At 59.2% G+C, this 13,265-nt stretch carries 13 protein-coding genes; 3 read left to right on the top strand and 10 right to left on the bottom strand.

The genetic code is table 11. The annotated features are described in order from the left end of the window. Positions 1 to 15: 15 nt before the first annotated feature. The gene (locus tag JQR87_RS09650) at positions 16 to 1,440 is read right to left on the bottom strand and encodes a sensor domain-containing diguanylate cyclase (protein ID WP_407290646.1); all 1,425 of its coding nucleotides are present in this window, start codon (positions 1,438 to 1,440) and stop codon (positions 16 to 18) included. Positions 1,441 to 1,704: 264 nt separating this feature from the next. Between JQR87_RS09650 and JQR87_RS09645 the strand changes: the two genes are divergently transcribed. Then, positions 1,705 to 2,466, top strand: a complete 762-nt coding sequence (locus tag JQR87_RS09645; RefSeq protein ID WP_407290648.1) for an SIR2 family NAD-dependent protein deacylase — start codon at positions 1,705 to 1,707, stop codon at positions 2,464 to 2,466. A 27-nt stretch (positions 2,467 to 2,493) separates the two neighbouring features. Here JQR87_RS09645 and JQR87_RS09640 read toward each other — a convergent pair whose 3' ends face one another. The 4 genes from JQR87_RS09640 to JQR87_RS09625 are packed head-to-tail and all read right to left on the bottom strand — an operon-like array spanning position 2,494 to position 5,337. Next, on the bottom strand, positions 2,494 to 3,225 hold the full coding sequence (locus JQR87_RS09640; RefSeq protein WP_407290649.1) for an amino acid ABC transporter ATP-binding protein: 732 nt from the start codon (positions 3,223 to 3,225) through the stop codon (positions 2,494 to 2,496). Next, a complete protein-coding gene (locus JQR87_RS09635; RefSeq protein ID WP_407297764.1) occupies positions 3,212 to 3,862 on the bottom strand; it encodes an amino acid ABC transporter permease in 651 nt (216 codons plus the stop codon). Before JQR87_RS09635 ends, JQR87_RS09640 begins: the two co-directional genes overlap by 14 nt. After that, positions 3,859 to 4,524 (bottom strand): amino acid ABC transporter permease, encoded by a 666-nt coding sequence (locus tag JQR87_RS09630; RefSeq protein WP_407290650.1) that lies wholly within the window; start codon positions 4,522 to 4,524, stop codon positions 3,859 to 3,861. Before JQR87_RS09630 ends, JQR87_RS09635 begins: the two co-directional genes overlap by 4 nt. Positions 4,525 to 4,551: 27 nt before the next feature. Beyond that, positions 4,552 to 5,337 carry a transporter substrate-binding domain-containing protein gene (locus tag JQR87_RS09625; RefSeq protein WP_407290651.1) on the bottom strand — a complete coding sequence of 262 codons (786 nt, stop codon included), beginning with the start codon at positions 5,335 to 5,337 and terminating at the stop codon, positions 4,552 to 4,554. 233 nt (positions 5,338 to 5,570) lie between these two features. On the opposite strand from JQR87_RS09625, the gene JQR87_RS09620 reads away from it, so the two are divergent. Continuing rightward, on the top strand, positions 5,571 to 6,278 hold the full coding sequence (locus JQR87_RS09620; protein WP_407290652.1) for a FadR/GntR family transcriptional regulator: 708 nt from the start codon (positions 5,571 to 5,573) through the stop codon (positions 6,276 to 6,278). A gap of 34 nt (positions 6,279 to 6,312) precedes the next feature. On the opposite strand, the gene JQR87_RS09615 is transcribed toward JQR87_RS09620, so the two are convergent. Both JQR87_RS09615 and JQR87_RS09610 read right to left on the bottom strand, forming a co-directional pair. Further along, the gene (locus JQR87_RS09615; RefSeq protein WP_407290653.1) at positions 6,313 to 6,933 is read right to left on the bottom strand and encodes a glutathione S-transferase family protein; all 621 of its coding nucleotides are present in this window, start codon (positions 6,931 to 6,933) and stop codon (positions 6,313 to 6,315) included. A 67-nt stretch (positions 6,934 to 7,000) separates the two neighbouring features. Further along, entirely contained in the window at positions 7,001 to 9,019 is a 2,019-nt protein-coding gene (locus JQR87_RS09610; RefSeq protein WP_407290654.1) for a UvrD-helicase domain-containing protein, read from the bottom strand. 315 nt (positions 9,020 to 9,334) lie between these two features. On the opposite strand from JQR87_RS09610, the gene JQR87_RS09605 reads away from it, so the two are divergent. Continuing rightward, complete coding sequence (locus JQR87_RS09605; RefSeq protein WP_407290655.1) at positions 9,335 to 10,360, top strand: UV damage endonuclease UvsE; 1,026 nt, start codon at positions 9,335 to 9,337, stop codon at positions 10,358 to 10,360. 50 nt (positions 10,361 to 10,410) lie between these two features. On the opposite strand, the gene JQR87_RS09600 is transcribed toward JQR87_RS09605, so the two are convergent. The 3 genes from JQR87_RS09600 to JQR87_RS09590 form a co-directional block, all read right to left on the bottom strand. Next, positions 10,411 to 11,001, bottom strand: a complete 591-nt coding sequence (locus JQR87_RS09600; protein WP_407290656.1) for a YqaA family protein — start codon at positions 10,999 to 11,001, stop codon at positions 10,411 to 10,413. A 396-nt stretch (positions 11,002 to 11,397) separates the two neighbouring features. Beyond that, a complete protein-coding gene (locus JQR87_RS09595) occupies positions 11,398 to 11,616 on the bottom strand; it encodes a hypothetical protein (protein ID WP_407290657.1) in 219 nt (72 codons plus the stop codon). Between the two features lie 249 nt (positions 11,617 to 11,865). Beyond that, positions 11,866 to 13,008: an aminotransferase class V-fold PLP-dependent enzyme gene (locus JQR87_RS09590; protein ID WP_407290658.1), complete on the bottom strand. Its 1,143-nt coding sequence runs from the start codon at positions 13,006 to 13,008 to the stop codon at positions 11,866 to 11,868. Positions 13,009 to 13,265 lie beyond the last annotated feature (257 nt).

The raw sequence follows: 13,265 nt of genomic DNA, 5'->3' as shown, positions 1-13,265 counted from the left end.
TCAGCAACCGGCTTATCACCCCTCTGGACGTTGCGTACCGTCCGACACATTAGCCGTCCGAAGGCGTTCAAACGTCAGGGTGCGCCCGGGAGAATCAAAGTTGGCGATGCTTACCTGGTCGCGCCCACCACGCTTTGCAACATACAAGCGACAGTCAGCAATGTTTATCAACCGTGCAGCCGTCTCGCCTATACCTGCGGTCATCGCTAACGCTTGATCACCTGCGAGCGTGGCGATACCGATGCTCGCCGTGATCTGCTGAGTGGGTGCACCTACGTGAACGATGGCTTCATCTTTCAACCGCGCACGCAAGCGAGCCGCTACACGCTCTGCTGCGTTGCCGTCAGCGTTGGGAAGGATGACAGCAAACTCTTCGCCCCCGTATCGACTTGCCAGGTCGCCCGGACGGAACACTCCGTCACCTAGCAGGCGGGCAAGGGTACGGAGGCACTCGTCGCCCGCCTGATGGCCGTAGTGGTCGTTGTAAAGTTTGAAAAAATCGATATCCAGCAGCATCAACGACAACGGCTCGCCGCTGCGCATGCTTCGCGCAACTTCGGCCATCAACGTCTTGTCGAAACGGCGGCGGTTCAACAAGCCTGTCAGGTGATCGGTGTCAGCCATTTCGCTCAAGCACGCGTTGGCATCTGCCATCCGCTGGTTAGCCTCTGCCAACTCCTGGCGCAGCCGGTATTGTTCGGTGACGTCCGTGATGGCGAGCGTCATTCCGACAAGCTGGTCAACATCATGATCGCGCACCGCCTGGATCGCGATCTGGTAGTTGCGACCGCTCAACGCCAGCGCAAGATCGCCGATTGCCTGGCCGGCCTCCAGTCGCATAAACGCACTCGGCACATCCAGCTGGTCAGGGGATAGATAATCAGCCACTGCCCGCTTGGCTAGCGTCATGCCATCAACACCCAACAAGCGAGTAAGCGCATGATTGGCATTAACGAAGCGCCCTTCTCTATCGACCAGCCCGAGCGCTACCGGCGCAGCGGCATACAGCGCTTCGAGCTGGACGATCCGCGGACTTAACGAACCTATCGCGGGCGTGATGTCTCGATCTATCCCACGATAACCCCGCAGACTGCCATCTTCGGCAAACAGCGGTATCCCGCTGGTTTCCAACACCACCAACCGACCATCGGCCCGCAAGTTACGGTTGATCAAACCGGCGAATGGCCGCTGTTGCGCCACGATCTCGGCGAACGCCTGCCCCACGCGCTCGGCTTCTTTAGCAGGCATGAAATCGAACGGCGTCCGACCGAGCACCTCGGATGGCGGATAACCCAGCATCTGCAGGCTATGTTCGGAACAGAATGTGTAGCGGCCTTGGGCGTCCACCTCCCAGAGCCAGTCACTGTTGTGCGCAATGATTTCCTGGAGGCGCTTGATTTCGCGCTGATAGGCCTCAGGCGTGGCGTCGTGACTGGTCATCCTGGACTCGCCGGCTTGACTGATGGTGGGTGCGGAGGCGGACTTTAGTGTAGCGAGCGCACCTAAGCAATGTGATGCAGATCACCGCTTATCGCATCGCATCGCATCGTTAGGAAAGCTTCTGCCGCGGTTTTACTGAACGTTGATGCGTCGGCTCTGGACTATAGATACTCAGCGCGACGAAAACATGACTGCTGACGGGTATTCAGGTGCGGTCGAATGCCGCTGACCCCTTGTCTGCTCAGGTCCGTAAAGGAGTAACTGATGATCCCAGCCGCATTGATCGATGCGTTGCGCAGCGCCCAGCACGTCATGGTCTTCTCAGGTGCAGGCGTGTCCGCGGAAAGCGGGATTCCCACGTTTCGCGACTCGCTCACTGGGTTGTGGGAGCGCTTCGACGCGGCGTCGCTGGCGACACCCGAAGCCTTTCGGGCCGACCCTGCGCTGGTCTGGGGATGGTACGAGTGGCGGCGCATGAACGTGTTGCAGGCCCAGCCGAACCCTGCGCATTTCGCTATTGCCGAATTGGCCCGCCACGCCCCCCGCCTCACACTCGTCACTCAGAATGTCGACGATCTGCATGAGCGTGCCGGCAGCAATGGCGTCATACACCTGCATGGCAGTCTCCATCAGCCTCGCTGTTTCAACTGCGGCAAGCGTCCGGCCGCTCCGCTGGGAATGCCAAGCGAGCCCGAGGGCGGACGCCGCCTGGAGCCGCCTCGCTGCGACGCCTGTGGCGGAAGCTTGCGCCCAGGCGTCGTCTGGTTCGGCGAAAGCTTACCGGCCGAAGCACTGACCACTGCCTTCGCGGCCGCAGAGTCCTGCGATCTGCTCATCTCGGTCGGCACCTCAGGGATGGTCTATCCCGCCGCCGAGGTGCCCGGCCTCGCCTGGCGTGCAGGTGCAATCGTCGTTCACGTCAACCCTCAGCCTCAAACCGGTCACAACGATCGGGAGTTCGCTTTGGCAGGACTTGCCGGAGAGCAGCTTCCGGCGCTGATCGCACAAACCTTTGGCCAGCGCTAAGCGCAGAGGCGATGCATGAGCATCCGCCTACAAGCCGACCGATCCGATGAATTGCTGCAGCTCAGCCGTCCGTGGATTGGCGAACAGCTCACGCGAGTCACCCACCTCATGGACTTTGCCTTGATGCATGAATACCAGCTTGCTGCCCACTTCGCGGGCGAAGCGCATCTCGTGAGTAACCATTACCAACGTCATGCCTTCGCTCGCCAGCTGCTTCACCACGGCCAGCACCTCGTTGACCAGTTCGGGATCCAGCGCCGAGGTAATTTCGTCGCACAGCAGTACCTTGGGCGACATTGCCAGCGCACGGGCAATCGCCACGCGCTGCTGCTGGCCACCCGACAGCCGCTCGGGATAGGCATCGAACTTCTCCGCCAGCCCAACCTTGTCCAGCATCTGCCGCGCCAGTCGTTCAGCGTCGGCATGGGGCAGCTTTTTCACCACTTTCACCGCCAGCATCACGTTCTCGCCAGCCGTTAAATGAGGGAAGAGGTTGAATTGCTGGAACACCATGCCGATTTTCTGCCGCAGGCTGCGCAAGTCAGCGCGAGTGGCGTCCACGTATTCTCCATCGACTTCAATGACGCCATCATTGATCGTCTCCAGCCCGTTCAGCGTGCGAAGCAAGGTACTTTTGCCCGAGCCGCTGCGCCCGATGATCGCCACCACCTCCCCCTCCTTGATGCTAAGATCGACGCCCTTGAGAACATGGTTCTCGCCGTAGTACTTGTGCAGCGCCGATACGTTAAGCAGTGACATTCAGCCTCCTTTCCAGGTAGTACGCCGCGCGGGACAGCGGATAGCAGAGTGCGAAGTAGCCGAGCGCAACCAGGCCGTAGACCATGAAGGGCTCGAAGGTGGCATTAGCCAGCATGCCGCCGGTCTTGGTGAGCTCGGTGAAACCGATGATCGAGGTGACCGCCGTGCCTTTCACCACCTGCACCGAAAAGCCCACCGTGGGCGCCACCGCAATCCTCAATGCCTGCGGCAGCACGACGTAGCGCAACGTCTCCAGTCGGGTCATCGCCAGACATTCGGAGGCTTCCCACTGGCCGCGCGAGACTGACTCGACGCAACCACGCCAGATCTCCGCAAGAAAGGCACTGGTGAACAACGTCAATGCTGCCGCGGCAGCGAGCCAGGCGGATACCTCTGTCCCCAGCAAGGCAACGCCAAAGAACACGATGAACAGTTGCATCAACAGCGGTGTGCCCTGAAACAGTTCGATGTAGCTGTAGGACAGAATGCGCAGCCAGCGCACCGGCGCGATCCGCGCCAGCATCACCAGCAACCCGACCACGCCGCCACAGATGAATGCAACCAGCGACAGTGCCAACGTCCATTGCAAGCCGGTCAGCAAGTTGCGTGCAATATCCCAGAAGGTGAACTCCATCAGCGCGCCCCCACGACATAACGTCGGCCGACCCAACCCAGCAGCTGCCGGATCAGGATGGCCATCGCCAGATACAGCACGGTGGTCGCCAGATAGGTTTCGAACGCACGAAAATTACGTGACTGGATGAAATTCGCAGCGAAGGTCAGCTCTTCGGTGGAAATCTGCGAACAGACCGCCGACCCGAGCATAACGATGATGATCTGGCTCGACAGAGCCGGCCAGACCTTAGCCAAGGCCGGGCGCAACACCACATGGCGAAAGATCTCCATCCGGGTCATGGCTAGCGCCGACGCCGCCTCGATCTGTCCGGGAGGGACTGCCTGTACGCCGGCCCGAATGATCTCGGTTGAATAAGCGCCCAGGTTGATCACCATCGCCAGCACGGCGGCTTCCCATTCATTCAATCGCAAACCAAGCGCGGGGAGCCCGAAAAAAATGAAAAACAGCTGAACAATGAAGGGGGTATTACGAATCAGCTCGACGTACAGGCCGAACAGGTAGTTGAGCGGCCGAATCCGCCAGGCGCGCACCAACGCGCCTGCGATGCCCAGCCCAACCCCTAGCAGAGTGCCGATGGCGGTCAATCCAAGGGTAAACGTCGCGCCTTGTAACAGCACGTCGGTGTTCGCCAGCACCGGACCGAAATCCATCTGATAGGCCATGATCGATCTCCAGATCCAACGGTGCTCTTACAGGTCCGCCGGCAGGGGTTGTTTGAGCCACTTCTCGCTGATGTCACTCAGGCTGCCGTCCTGTTTGGCCGCCGCGATGATCTCATTGACCTTCTTCAGCAAGGCCGGCTGGTCCTTGTTCAGCCCGACATAGGTCGGCGAGTTCTTCAGATTCAGCTTCATGACGGGCAGACGCTTCGGGTTGCGCTCGGCAATCGCTGCCATGACCACGTTGCCAGTGGCGATCAGATCGACCTGGCCAGATAAATAAGCGGCAATGGTCGAGTTGTTGTCTTCGAAACGTTTGAGCGTGGCGCCTTTAGGCGCTACCGCACTGAGCTCGATGTCTTCAACGGAGCCACGAGTGATACTGATGGTCTTTCCATCCAGATCATCAAGGCTCGTCACCTGGGCTTCTTCTGGCCCGAACACACCCAGGTAGAACGGGGCATAGGCATCGGAGAAATCGATTACCTGCTCACGCTCGGGATTCTTGCCGAGGCTCGACACCACCAGATCGACCTTACCCGTGGTCAGGAATGGAATGCGGTTGGTGCTGTTGACGGCAGTCAATTCGAGTTTGACGTCCATCTTGTCGGCCAACAGTTGGGCGGTATCGATATCCAGGCCACGCGGCTGCATGTCTGGTCCGACCGAGCCGAACGGCGGAAAATCTTGAGGCACCGCCACTTTCAGCACGCCTCGCTTGGTGATGTCTTCCAGGCCGTCTGCGATGGCGGTGCCGCTGGTCAGTGTGATGCCCAGGCACAGGGCGGTAAGCAATGAGCGAGTCGAGTTGAGCATGATGAAACTCCGATGGATGGAAGACGGCATCGGCTTTGCACGCGTCATGCCAGCAGCGCGCCACGTATCTGTATAGGGACCGGAACGCACCACCTGGTACGACTGGTCTGAACAGTCGCCTCGTTGAAGGACCGGGTTTTGCTCGCCGCTGGTGCGCTTTCGGGGCGCCATGCTTCGTAGCAATGCATGGCCCTTTCGCTCACACATCGACAATGGTCTTTAAACGGAGCCTCATGCAGCCGATCAATCGAGCAGTGCCGGAACATGCGTTAGCCTCGATCCGCCAACTGATTGAGGACGATGCCTACCAACCTGGGGATGCCCTGCCGTCGCAGCGGGAGCTGGCTGAGCGATTCGGTGTCAGCCGCGCCTCGTTGCGTGAAGCGCTTTCATCGCTTAATGCGTTGGGGGTCGTGCGCATCCAGCCAGGTAAAGGCGTCTTTATTCTGGAACCGCCAAATTCTGCTGTTCACCCCAAGCAGCCATCTGGCTGGCCGTTTACAACGCAGGTGTCGGCAACCGACATCTTTCAGCTGCGCTATGCATTGGAGGGCTTTGCGGCCAATCTCGCCGCTTTGATGCTCAGTAGCGATGAACTGGATGCGCTAAGCGATAACGTGGAAATGATGCGCTACGAATTACGCGCCCAGGCGTTCGACGCTGCAGCGAAACTGGATTTCGAGTTTCACCGGCTGATCCTCCATGCCACAGGGAATCAGGCGATCCTGAGCATCCTGGCGAGCCGCTCCGATATCTATCTGGAAAGCCAGAAGTTACCGTTCATCCGCCCTGAACGGGCGATGGAAACCTGGCAGGAGCATCGCAGGATCTTGCGCGCGCTGTCGCGCCATGCCTCGGCAGCGGCCCAAAAGGCCATGCAAACTCACATTCGCGCTGCGGCGTCGCGCACCGGAATCAACTTTGACGGGCCTGGCACCTGACGGGCATGGCTTCACGTCTGTTCGATGGTCCAGATCAGGTCAGCGGCGTAACCACCGCCGTCTGATAAGCCGGACGCTGCAAGAGCCGCTCGTACCAGCCGCGCAGGTGCGCAAGCTCTGGGCGCTCAATGGGCATCTCGAACCAGGCGTAAGCGAAGCAGCCGAGCGGGATGTCCCCCATGCCGAACGAGTTACCCGACAGGTAGGGTTGTTTCGAGAGGCTTTGGTCGGCGATTGCCAGCAGCCTCCCGCATTCGGTGATCGCCGCCTGTACTGCTGGCATGTTGCGTTGATCCGGCGCAGTGCGCACCATGTTCCAGAACACCGTGCGGAAGGGAGCGGCCAGCGACGAGGTGACCCAGTCCATCCATTTGTCCGCCTCCGCGCGCTCGGCAGGGTCTGCGGTCCAGAGTCTCCCCTCCCCATAGCGAGCGACTAGATAGCGCACAATGGCGTTTGACTCCCACAGCACCAACGCACCGTCTTCCAGGCATGGCACCAGCTGATTCGGATTCTTGGCGATGTAGTCAGGGTCGCTAACGACGCCGTAAGCGCCGCCTGCATCGATTCGCGAATAGGGAATATTCAACTCTTCGAGGTACCAGAAGGCCTTCTTCACGTTGGTCGAGTTCGCTCGGCCCCAGAGTTTCAACATGCAAACGCACTCCTATCCGTTGATTGATTCAATGAATTCAACCGTAGCCGTAAACGACCGCTGGCTGCTAGTGCGAAGATTTACCGGCTTTATGCTTGTCCGCGAGCAGCCGCGTTGCGCCCTGTGGTTTCTGCGTATACCAGAACACCCTGCTGACGCCACGGGTGATCGCTACATAGGCCAGCCGCAAGTTTTCATCGGCCATGGCCTGGTCATAACTGTTACGGAAGAAGCCGCTGTAGGCGTACAGCGCATTGCGCAGCGGGTGGCGTTCAGCCGGGAAACAGTCATCGACGATGATCGCAACCTCCGCTTGCAGCCCCTTGGCGCGGTGGATGGTGTAGGTCTTGACCGGCAGCTTGCGATCCAGCTGTGCCTCGATGGCACGCAGGGGCTCGTTGCGTCGGCTGAGCACTAGCACGGCGTTGCGATCAGCAGCAGACAGAGTGGCGACATGGGTGCACTGGGCTTGAATGTCTCGGATCAGGTCCGGCAGACGGGTCTTGATATCGAAACGGGTCACCAGCTTCACACCATGATCGCCGGGCTGTGCAGCGCGGCTCGCCTTGCTGGCTTTCGGCTGCTTGACCGCGACGCCCGCCAATACGGCTTCGCCGTCGCGGATAACCGGCTCGATGGAACGGTAGTTGGTTTCCAACATTAACAGCCGACTTTGCTTCGCCCCTCCTTTGGCTGGGAAATACTTGTCGAAGTCCATGAACAGTTCAGGCGAACTGCCGCGCCAACCATAGATCGACTGCCAGTCATCACCGATCGCCATCAGACTCACGGTTTCACCCTGCCTGGCGAGGGCCCCATGCACTGCCTGCAGCCACTGTACGATCTGGGGCGATATGTCCTGAAACTCGTCGATTAATAGATGGCTGAACGGAGCCAGCGCATCGCCTGAGGTCTTGCCTCTAGCGTTCAGCTGCTGCGTGAGTGTCTGGAACGCACCGTTGAAAGTCATCAGCCCCTGCGCTTGCAAATCATTCTGGAGTTGCCGCCAGAACAGCTGCAGCGCTTCGATGAACGTACGCTCGGGTTCCTTGCAATCCAGCCGTGCGGGTTGGATCTGATCAATGCTTATGCCGATGCTTTCGATGAAGCCGGCTTGTGCATAGAACGCCTCGAACAACGGCGACGCAGTGAACTCACCGGCCAGCTTGTGGCCATCCAGGGGGGCACGTGGAGCCGCCCGACGGGCGCTAGGCTCCTGTGGCGGAGCGAGCCCTAGCAAAGCATGCACAAGCTCCCTGAACCGTTGATCGAGGGTGTAACAGCGCTGGTACGCTTCTTTCAGCAACAGCAGCTGGGCGGGCCGTAAGCGCGAAGCAGTAAGCGGATTGTCCAGTTCCGTGGGCGAAGCCCCCTTCTCATCCAACTGCTCGAACCACTGCGCCTTGCCGAGCAGATCCTTGGCGAGCACTGCCATGGCCGAGTGGAAGGTGCGGACGCACTGACGTGCACGTGCCGGGTCAAAATCGAAATTCCAGAAGCCGAGCACTCGGGTCAGTTGCTCGCGCAGTTCGGCGCAGGACGCATTGGTGAATGAAATGACTGTGAGTCGTTCGGGCGGAACATCCAAGTGACAAAGCATGAACACCACACGTAGAACCAAGGTGGTTGATTTGCCCGAGCCCGCCCCGGCGAATATCCGAGTAACCGGCGACGCTTCAAGGATCATGGCCCATTGCTCGTCGGACGGCGCACGAACCACGCCAGCATCCACGGCACGTCCCACACGCAGGCGCATCGCTTGGATCTGTTGCTCGTTTACAGAGAGTTTCGCAGGCCCGTAGAGACCTTCGCCGGCCGGCTTGCGTGCTTTTGTCCGGGGCTTGGACGCGACTTTAGGGGCCGCGTTGGCGGCGGTGTCAGCCCGCTGCGCCGGCTTGGCCGCTGACGAGGCTTTCCTGAGGCGCTTGCTTGGCTTCCCCGGCGTGCCGACGGGCTTTATCGCCGAATCCGGCCAGCGACGAAGGAGAACATCGTCCTCCGATTGCAGGTATGCAGCGGTACGCGGGAAACAGCGTATCAGTGCGCTGGAAACCAACAGCTTGTAGCGCTTGACGGCAGACAGCATGAACAACCAACCGGAGCTAGACAGATGATGGATATGGTACGGGTTTTCGCAGCGTGTCTGGGCTCCGGACAGTCATGCGATCGCGTCGGCGTAAAGCGTGCTTCGAGTGTTTCCGCGTTCGGCAACATCTCGGTTCAGCGTTCAGGCTGATGCTGTCGCTTGATGATTCGCTGCACAGGGTCGGTTTGCATCGGCAATGGCACTGGTTTGACCGTTGCGTTCGTCAGTCACACCGCACGCTATGGCATCCTTAGGTACTAATCAGAACAGTCATCTCGCAGCGGCCTTCTTCGGCGCTGCCTGCCCAAGGTTGCCATGTACAGAATCGGTTTCGCCTGCATGTACCGTCACCCCGGCCACAGCGAATCGCTGAAGGAGCTGGAAGTCATCGAGCGCGCCTTCAACCCCCGCTCGACCACGCTGAGATGGCTCAACAGCGTGTCGCAGGACGTCGCGCGCGAAAAGCTGAACGGCATCATCGAGCACAACCTCGCGGCACAGCTGCGGCTGCTCGATTACGTGGAAACCTTACCCAAGACATTGCGCATGCTGCGCCTGAGCAGTGATTTGCTGCCGTTCTACAGTCATCCGGAAGCGGCCGATTTCTATCGGCAGACGGATGTCCGATCTGCCCTGGAGAAAGGCTTCGCCCAAATTGGCGAGCGCGCCCGGGCAGCTGATATCCGGCTATCGCTCCACCCTGGACAATATTGTGTGCTTGGCTCGGACAAACCCCAGGTCGTCGAGAACAGCCTGGCCGAGTTCGAGTACCACGCGGACATGATTCGCATGATGGGTTTCGGTCGACAGTTTCAGGACTTCAAATGCAACGTCCATATCGCTGGGCGACTGGGCGTTGAGGGTATCCGCGCAATTTGGCTGAGGCTTTCCACCGAAGCGCGCAACTGCATCACGTTCGAAAACGAGGAAAAGACCTACGGCGTGGATGACTGTCTGCAGCTGTCCGACTTGGCTCCCGTTGTGCTGGATATTCATCATTGCTGGATCAACGAAGACGATTACATCGATCCACACGACGCTCGCGTGGCGCGCATCATCGATAGCTGGCACGGCGTTAGGCCAGCCATGCATTACTCCCAGCCACCCGAAAGTCTGATGGAGCTCGGCTTCAGCGCCGATGACAAGCTGGAGATGCCGACGCTGCTGCAAAAGGTAAGCAAGCGCGACCTCTATAGTCACAGCAAACGCATGTGGAACCGCTGGACCAACCTCTACGCCCGAGAGTTTCTAGACCGGTTCGACATCATGTTCGAGGCCAAGGACAAGAATCTCGCCACGCTGGACTACTACCGAGATTTCCTCGAAGGCCGTCAAATCTAGACGCCTTACCGAGCCTGGCATGCTGTCGCGTAGACAACAACAAGGGCATCTCAAGTGCCCCACTTGAACCACAGCCACACTGCAAACAGTACAAGCCCGACAATGCCTATGGGCTTGGCGTGCCGGTTCCAGATGTTCAGCGCCGCCTCGCCTGCGACGGCAATCAACAGCGCGAGACCGAAGTAGCGGGCGCCACGTGCCATGCAGGCCGCTGCGAGAAACAGCAGGATCGGATAAGCGCTGGCGCCCGCGACGAGCATGGCAATCTGGAAGGGTATCGGGACGATTCCAATCGCCAGGATCGCTGTGAACCCGTCCTCCCGAAACTGCTGATCGAATTCGTCATAGGCGTCTTGCCCGCCGAACAGCCCAACCAAGGTATCGCCCCACTGGTCCATCGCGAATAGGCCGAGGTAATAACCCAACGTGGCTGCGGTGAGATTTCCGGCCAACGCGACAGTCGCTATCCGCCATTTGCGATCAGCGTGACAGAGCATCCACGGAATCAGGATCACCTCAATAGGAATCGGGATGAGCAGCGTCTCCATCATGGACGCTAGAAACAGCAGCGGCATGGCATGACGCGACTTGTCGAGGCGATCGAGCCAGGCGCGTGCGGAAATCAGGCGCGGTTGAGGCATTGAAACGGTTCCAGAATCGGAAAAGGCAGAACAGCAGCGCTTTAGCGCCTATTGATGTGAGCTGCTGTCGGCGCAGGCGTTCCCATGCTCAACGGAGGCGATCGTTACCGCCGATGATCTGAACCTATAAGAGCGCTATAAGCGTTGAGCACAACGCCGCACTCCTAACGGATCGGTGCCCGGGTTGGTCAACGCCGGCTCGCAGGAGTCGAAGGTGGGTGTATGCGCTGCTCCATGCAACGCTACGCCTGCCATCGACACCCCGCTTGGGCCGCGGTCTCTACTGGCGCACCGGCGGAACCGTGGTATTGAGAGTGAAGAGATCAGACGATCGCGGGTGCAGTTGCGTATGGTCATCCTGCGCAGACCGCGCCGATCAGCGCAGGATACGGGTGGTCAGGAATTCCTTAGTTGAATGTCATGCTCCCGACGTTTGGCCACTACATCGGCGGCGATCAGTGCCAGCAACGGCAGCACACCGACTTTCAGGCCCAGTTCCCAAGATCCAAGGAACCCAATCAGTACCGCTCCTACTACAACGATGGCAGCAATGCAGTGAGCGCAAAAGCGCCACAACTCGAGTGCAACGACCTGAGATTTCTGGTTGTTGATCATAGTTCGCCCCTCTTTCTTGTTGTAATAAAGCTTCGTACACCTTGAGCGTAGCTAGCCTGACGTCGCGCGCAACCACAATTTTGTTTCAGAGAGATGTCTATCTCGGGGGTTCCAGCGCCATCCGTCGCGCTAATGGCCGGTCTCATGGGGCGTCGGGCGCAATCGGACAACGAAACAACAGGCCGATTGCCTTCCCTTAAAGCCCGGCATTTCGCGACGAGCGGTCCTAGCGCATATGCGGAACGTCCTCTAGCAGGAACGATCGGTTGAGATCCGGTCCAGTGCTTGCGTAAGAATGTCGAGCGTGCGGTCGAGGTTCCGTAGCTTTTCCAGACCGAACAGCCCGATTCGAAAAGTCTGGAAATCAGCCGGTTCGTCGCACTGCAGCGGCACACCCGCTGCAATCTGCAAACCATGGGCTGCGAACCTGCTGCCGTTTTTGATACTCGGATCGTCGGTGTAACACACCACTACGCCGGGCGCTTCGAACCCTGCCGCCGCAACGCTCAAGAAGCCCTTTTCAGCGAGAAGCGCCCGGACACGCCGACCTAGCTCCTGTTGGGACGCTCGGACAGCTTCCAAGCCATAGGCCCGCGTCTCCAACATGGCGTCACGGAAGCGAGCCAGGGACTCGGTTGGCATCGTTGCATGGTACGCGTGTCCGCCCTGCTCGTAGGCTTGCATGATCTGAAGCCATTTCTTCAAGTCACACGCAAAGCTGCTGCTCTGCGTGGCTTCGACGCGTTCACGGGCCGCCTCGCTCAACATCACCAATGCACAACAGGGCGAAGCGCTCCACCCTTTTTGTGGTGCACTGATCAAGACGTCGACACCGGCGGACTGCATATCGACCCAAAGCGCACCGGAGGCGATGCAGTCCAGAACAAACAAACCATCAACGGCATGGACGGCGTCGGCTACAGCGCGCAGGTAATCGTCAGGAAGGATGATTCCGGAAGAGGTCTCCACGTGTGGTGCGAAGACCAGGTCGGGCTTTTCCGATGCAATCGCAGCAATGACTTCGGCCAGCGGTGGCGGCTCGAAGGCAGGCTGCGCGCCTTCCCCGCTGGGCCGCGCTTTCAGCACCGTAGACCGGGCAGGAATGGCCCCCATTTCGAATATCTGCGTCCAGCGATAACTGAACCATCCGTTGCGGATCACCAGACAGTTGGCACGGTGGGCCAGCTGTCGCGCCACGGCTTCCATGCCGAAGGTTCCGCTGCCGGGCACTACAGCCACAGCTTGTGCCTGATAAACAGCTTTAAGCGTGGCAGATATGTCGTTCATCACGCATTGGAACGACTGGGACATGTGATTCAGTGAGCGATCAGTGAATACCACTGAATATTCGATCAGGCCATCAGGATCGACGCATGGATAAAGCTCGGACATGGCTGACTCCGCGGACAGAAAACCTGAATGGACCCTGCATGATGCCGGCTCGTTCTACAAGCGTCTCGCACCGCTTGTCTGCTAGCCGAACCTTTAGTCTTCAGTAGATAACAGAACTGCCGTTAACCCGCGTTCCGCCTTCCAATTAGCCATCAAATTCACATGCCCCATAAGTTCCACAGCCTTTGAACCGTTCGTCTGGAAGTTTCACTCCCGCTAGAAAAGTCGCCGATTGAGCGATTCAAAAAAATGACGCC

The sequence above is a fragment of the Stutzerimonas stutzeri genome (genome assembly GCF_051028275.1).
Lineage (GTDB): Bacteria > Pseudomonadota > Gammaproteobacteria > Pseudomonadales > Pseudomonadaceae > Stutzerimonas > Stutzerimonas stutzeri_AS.
The sequence above is the reverse complement of the archived record's forward strand: the minus strand, read 5'-3'. Positions and strand labels throughout refer to the sequence as shown.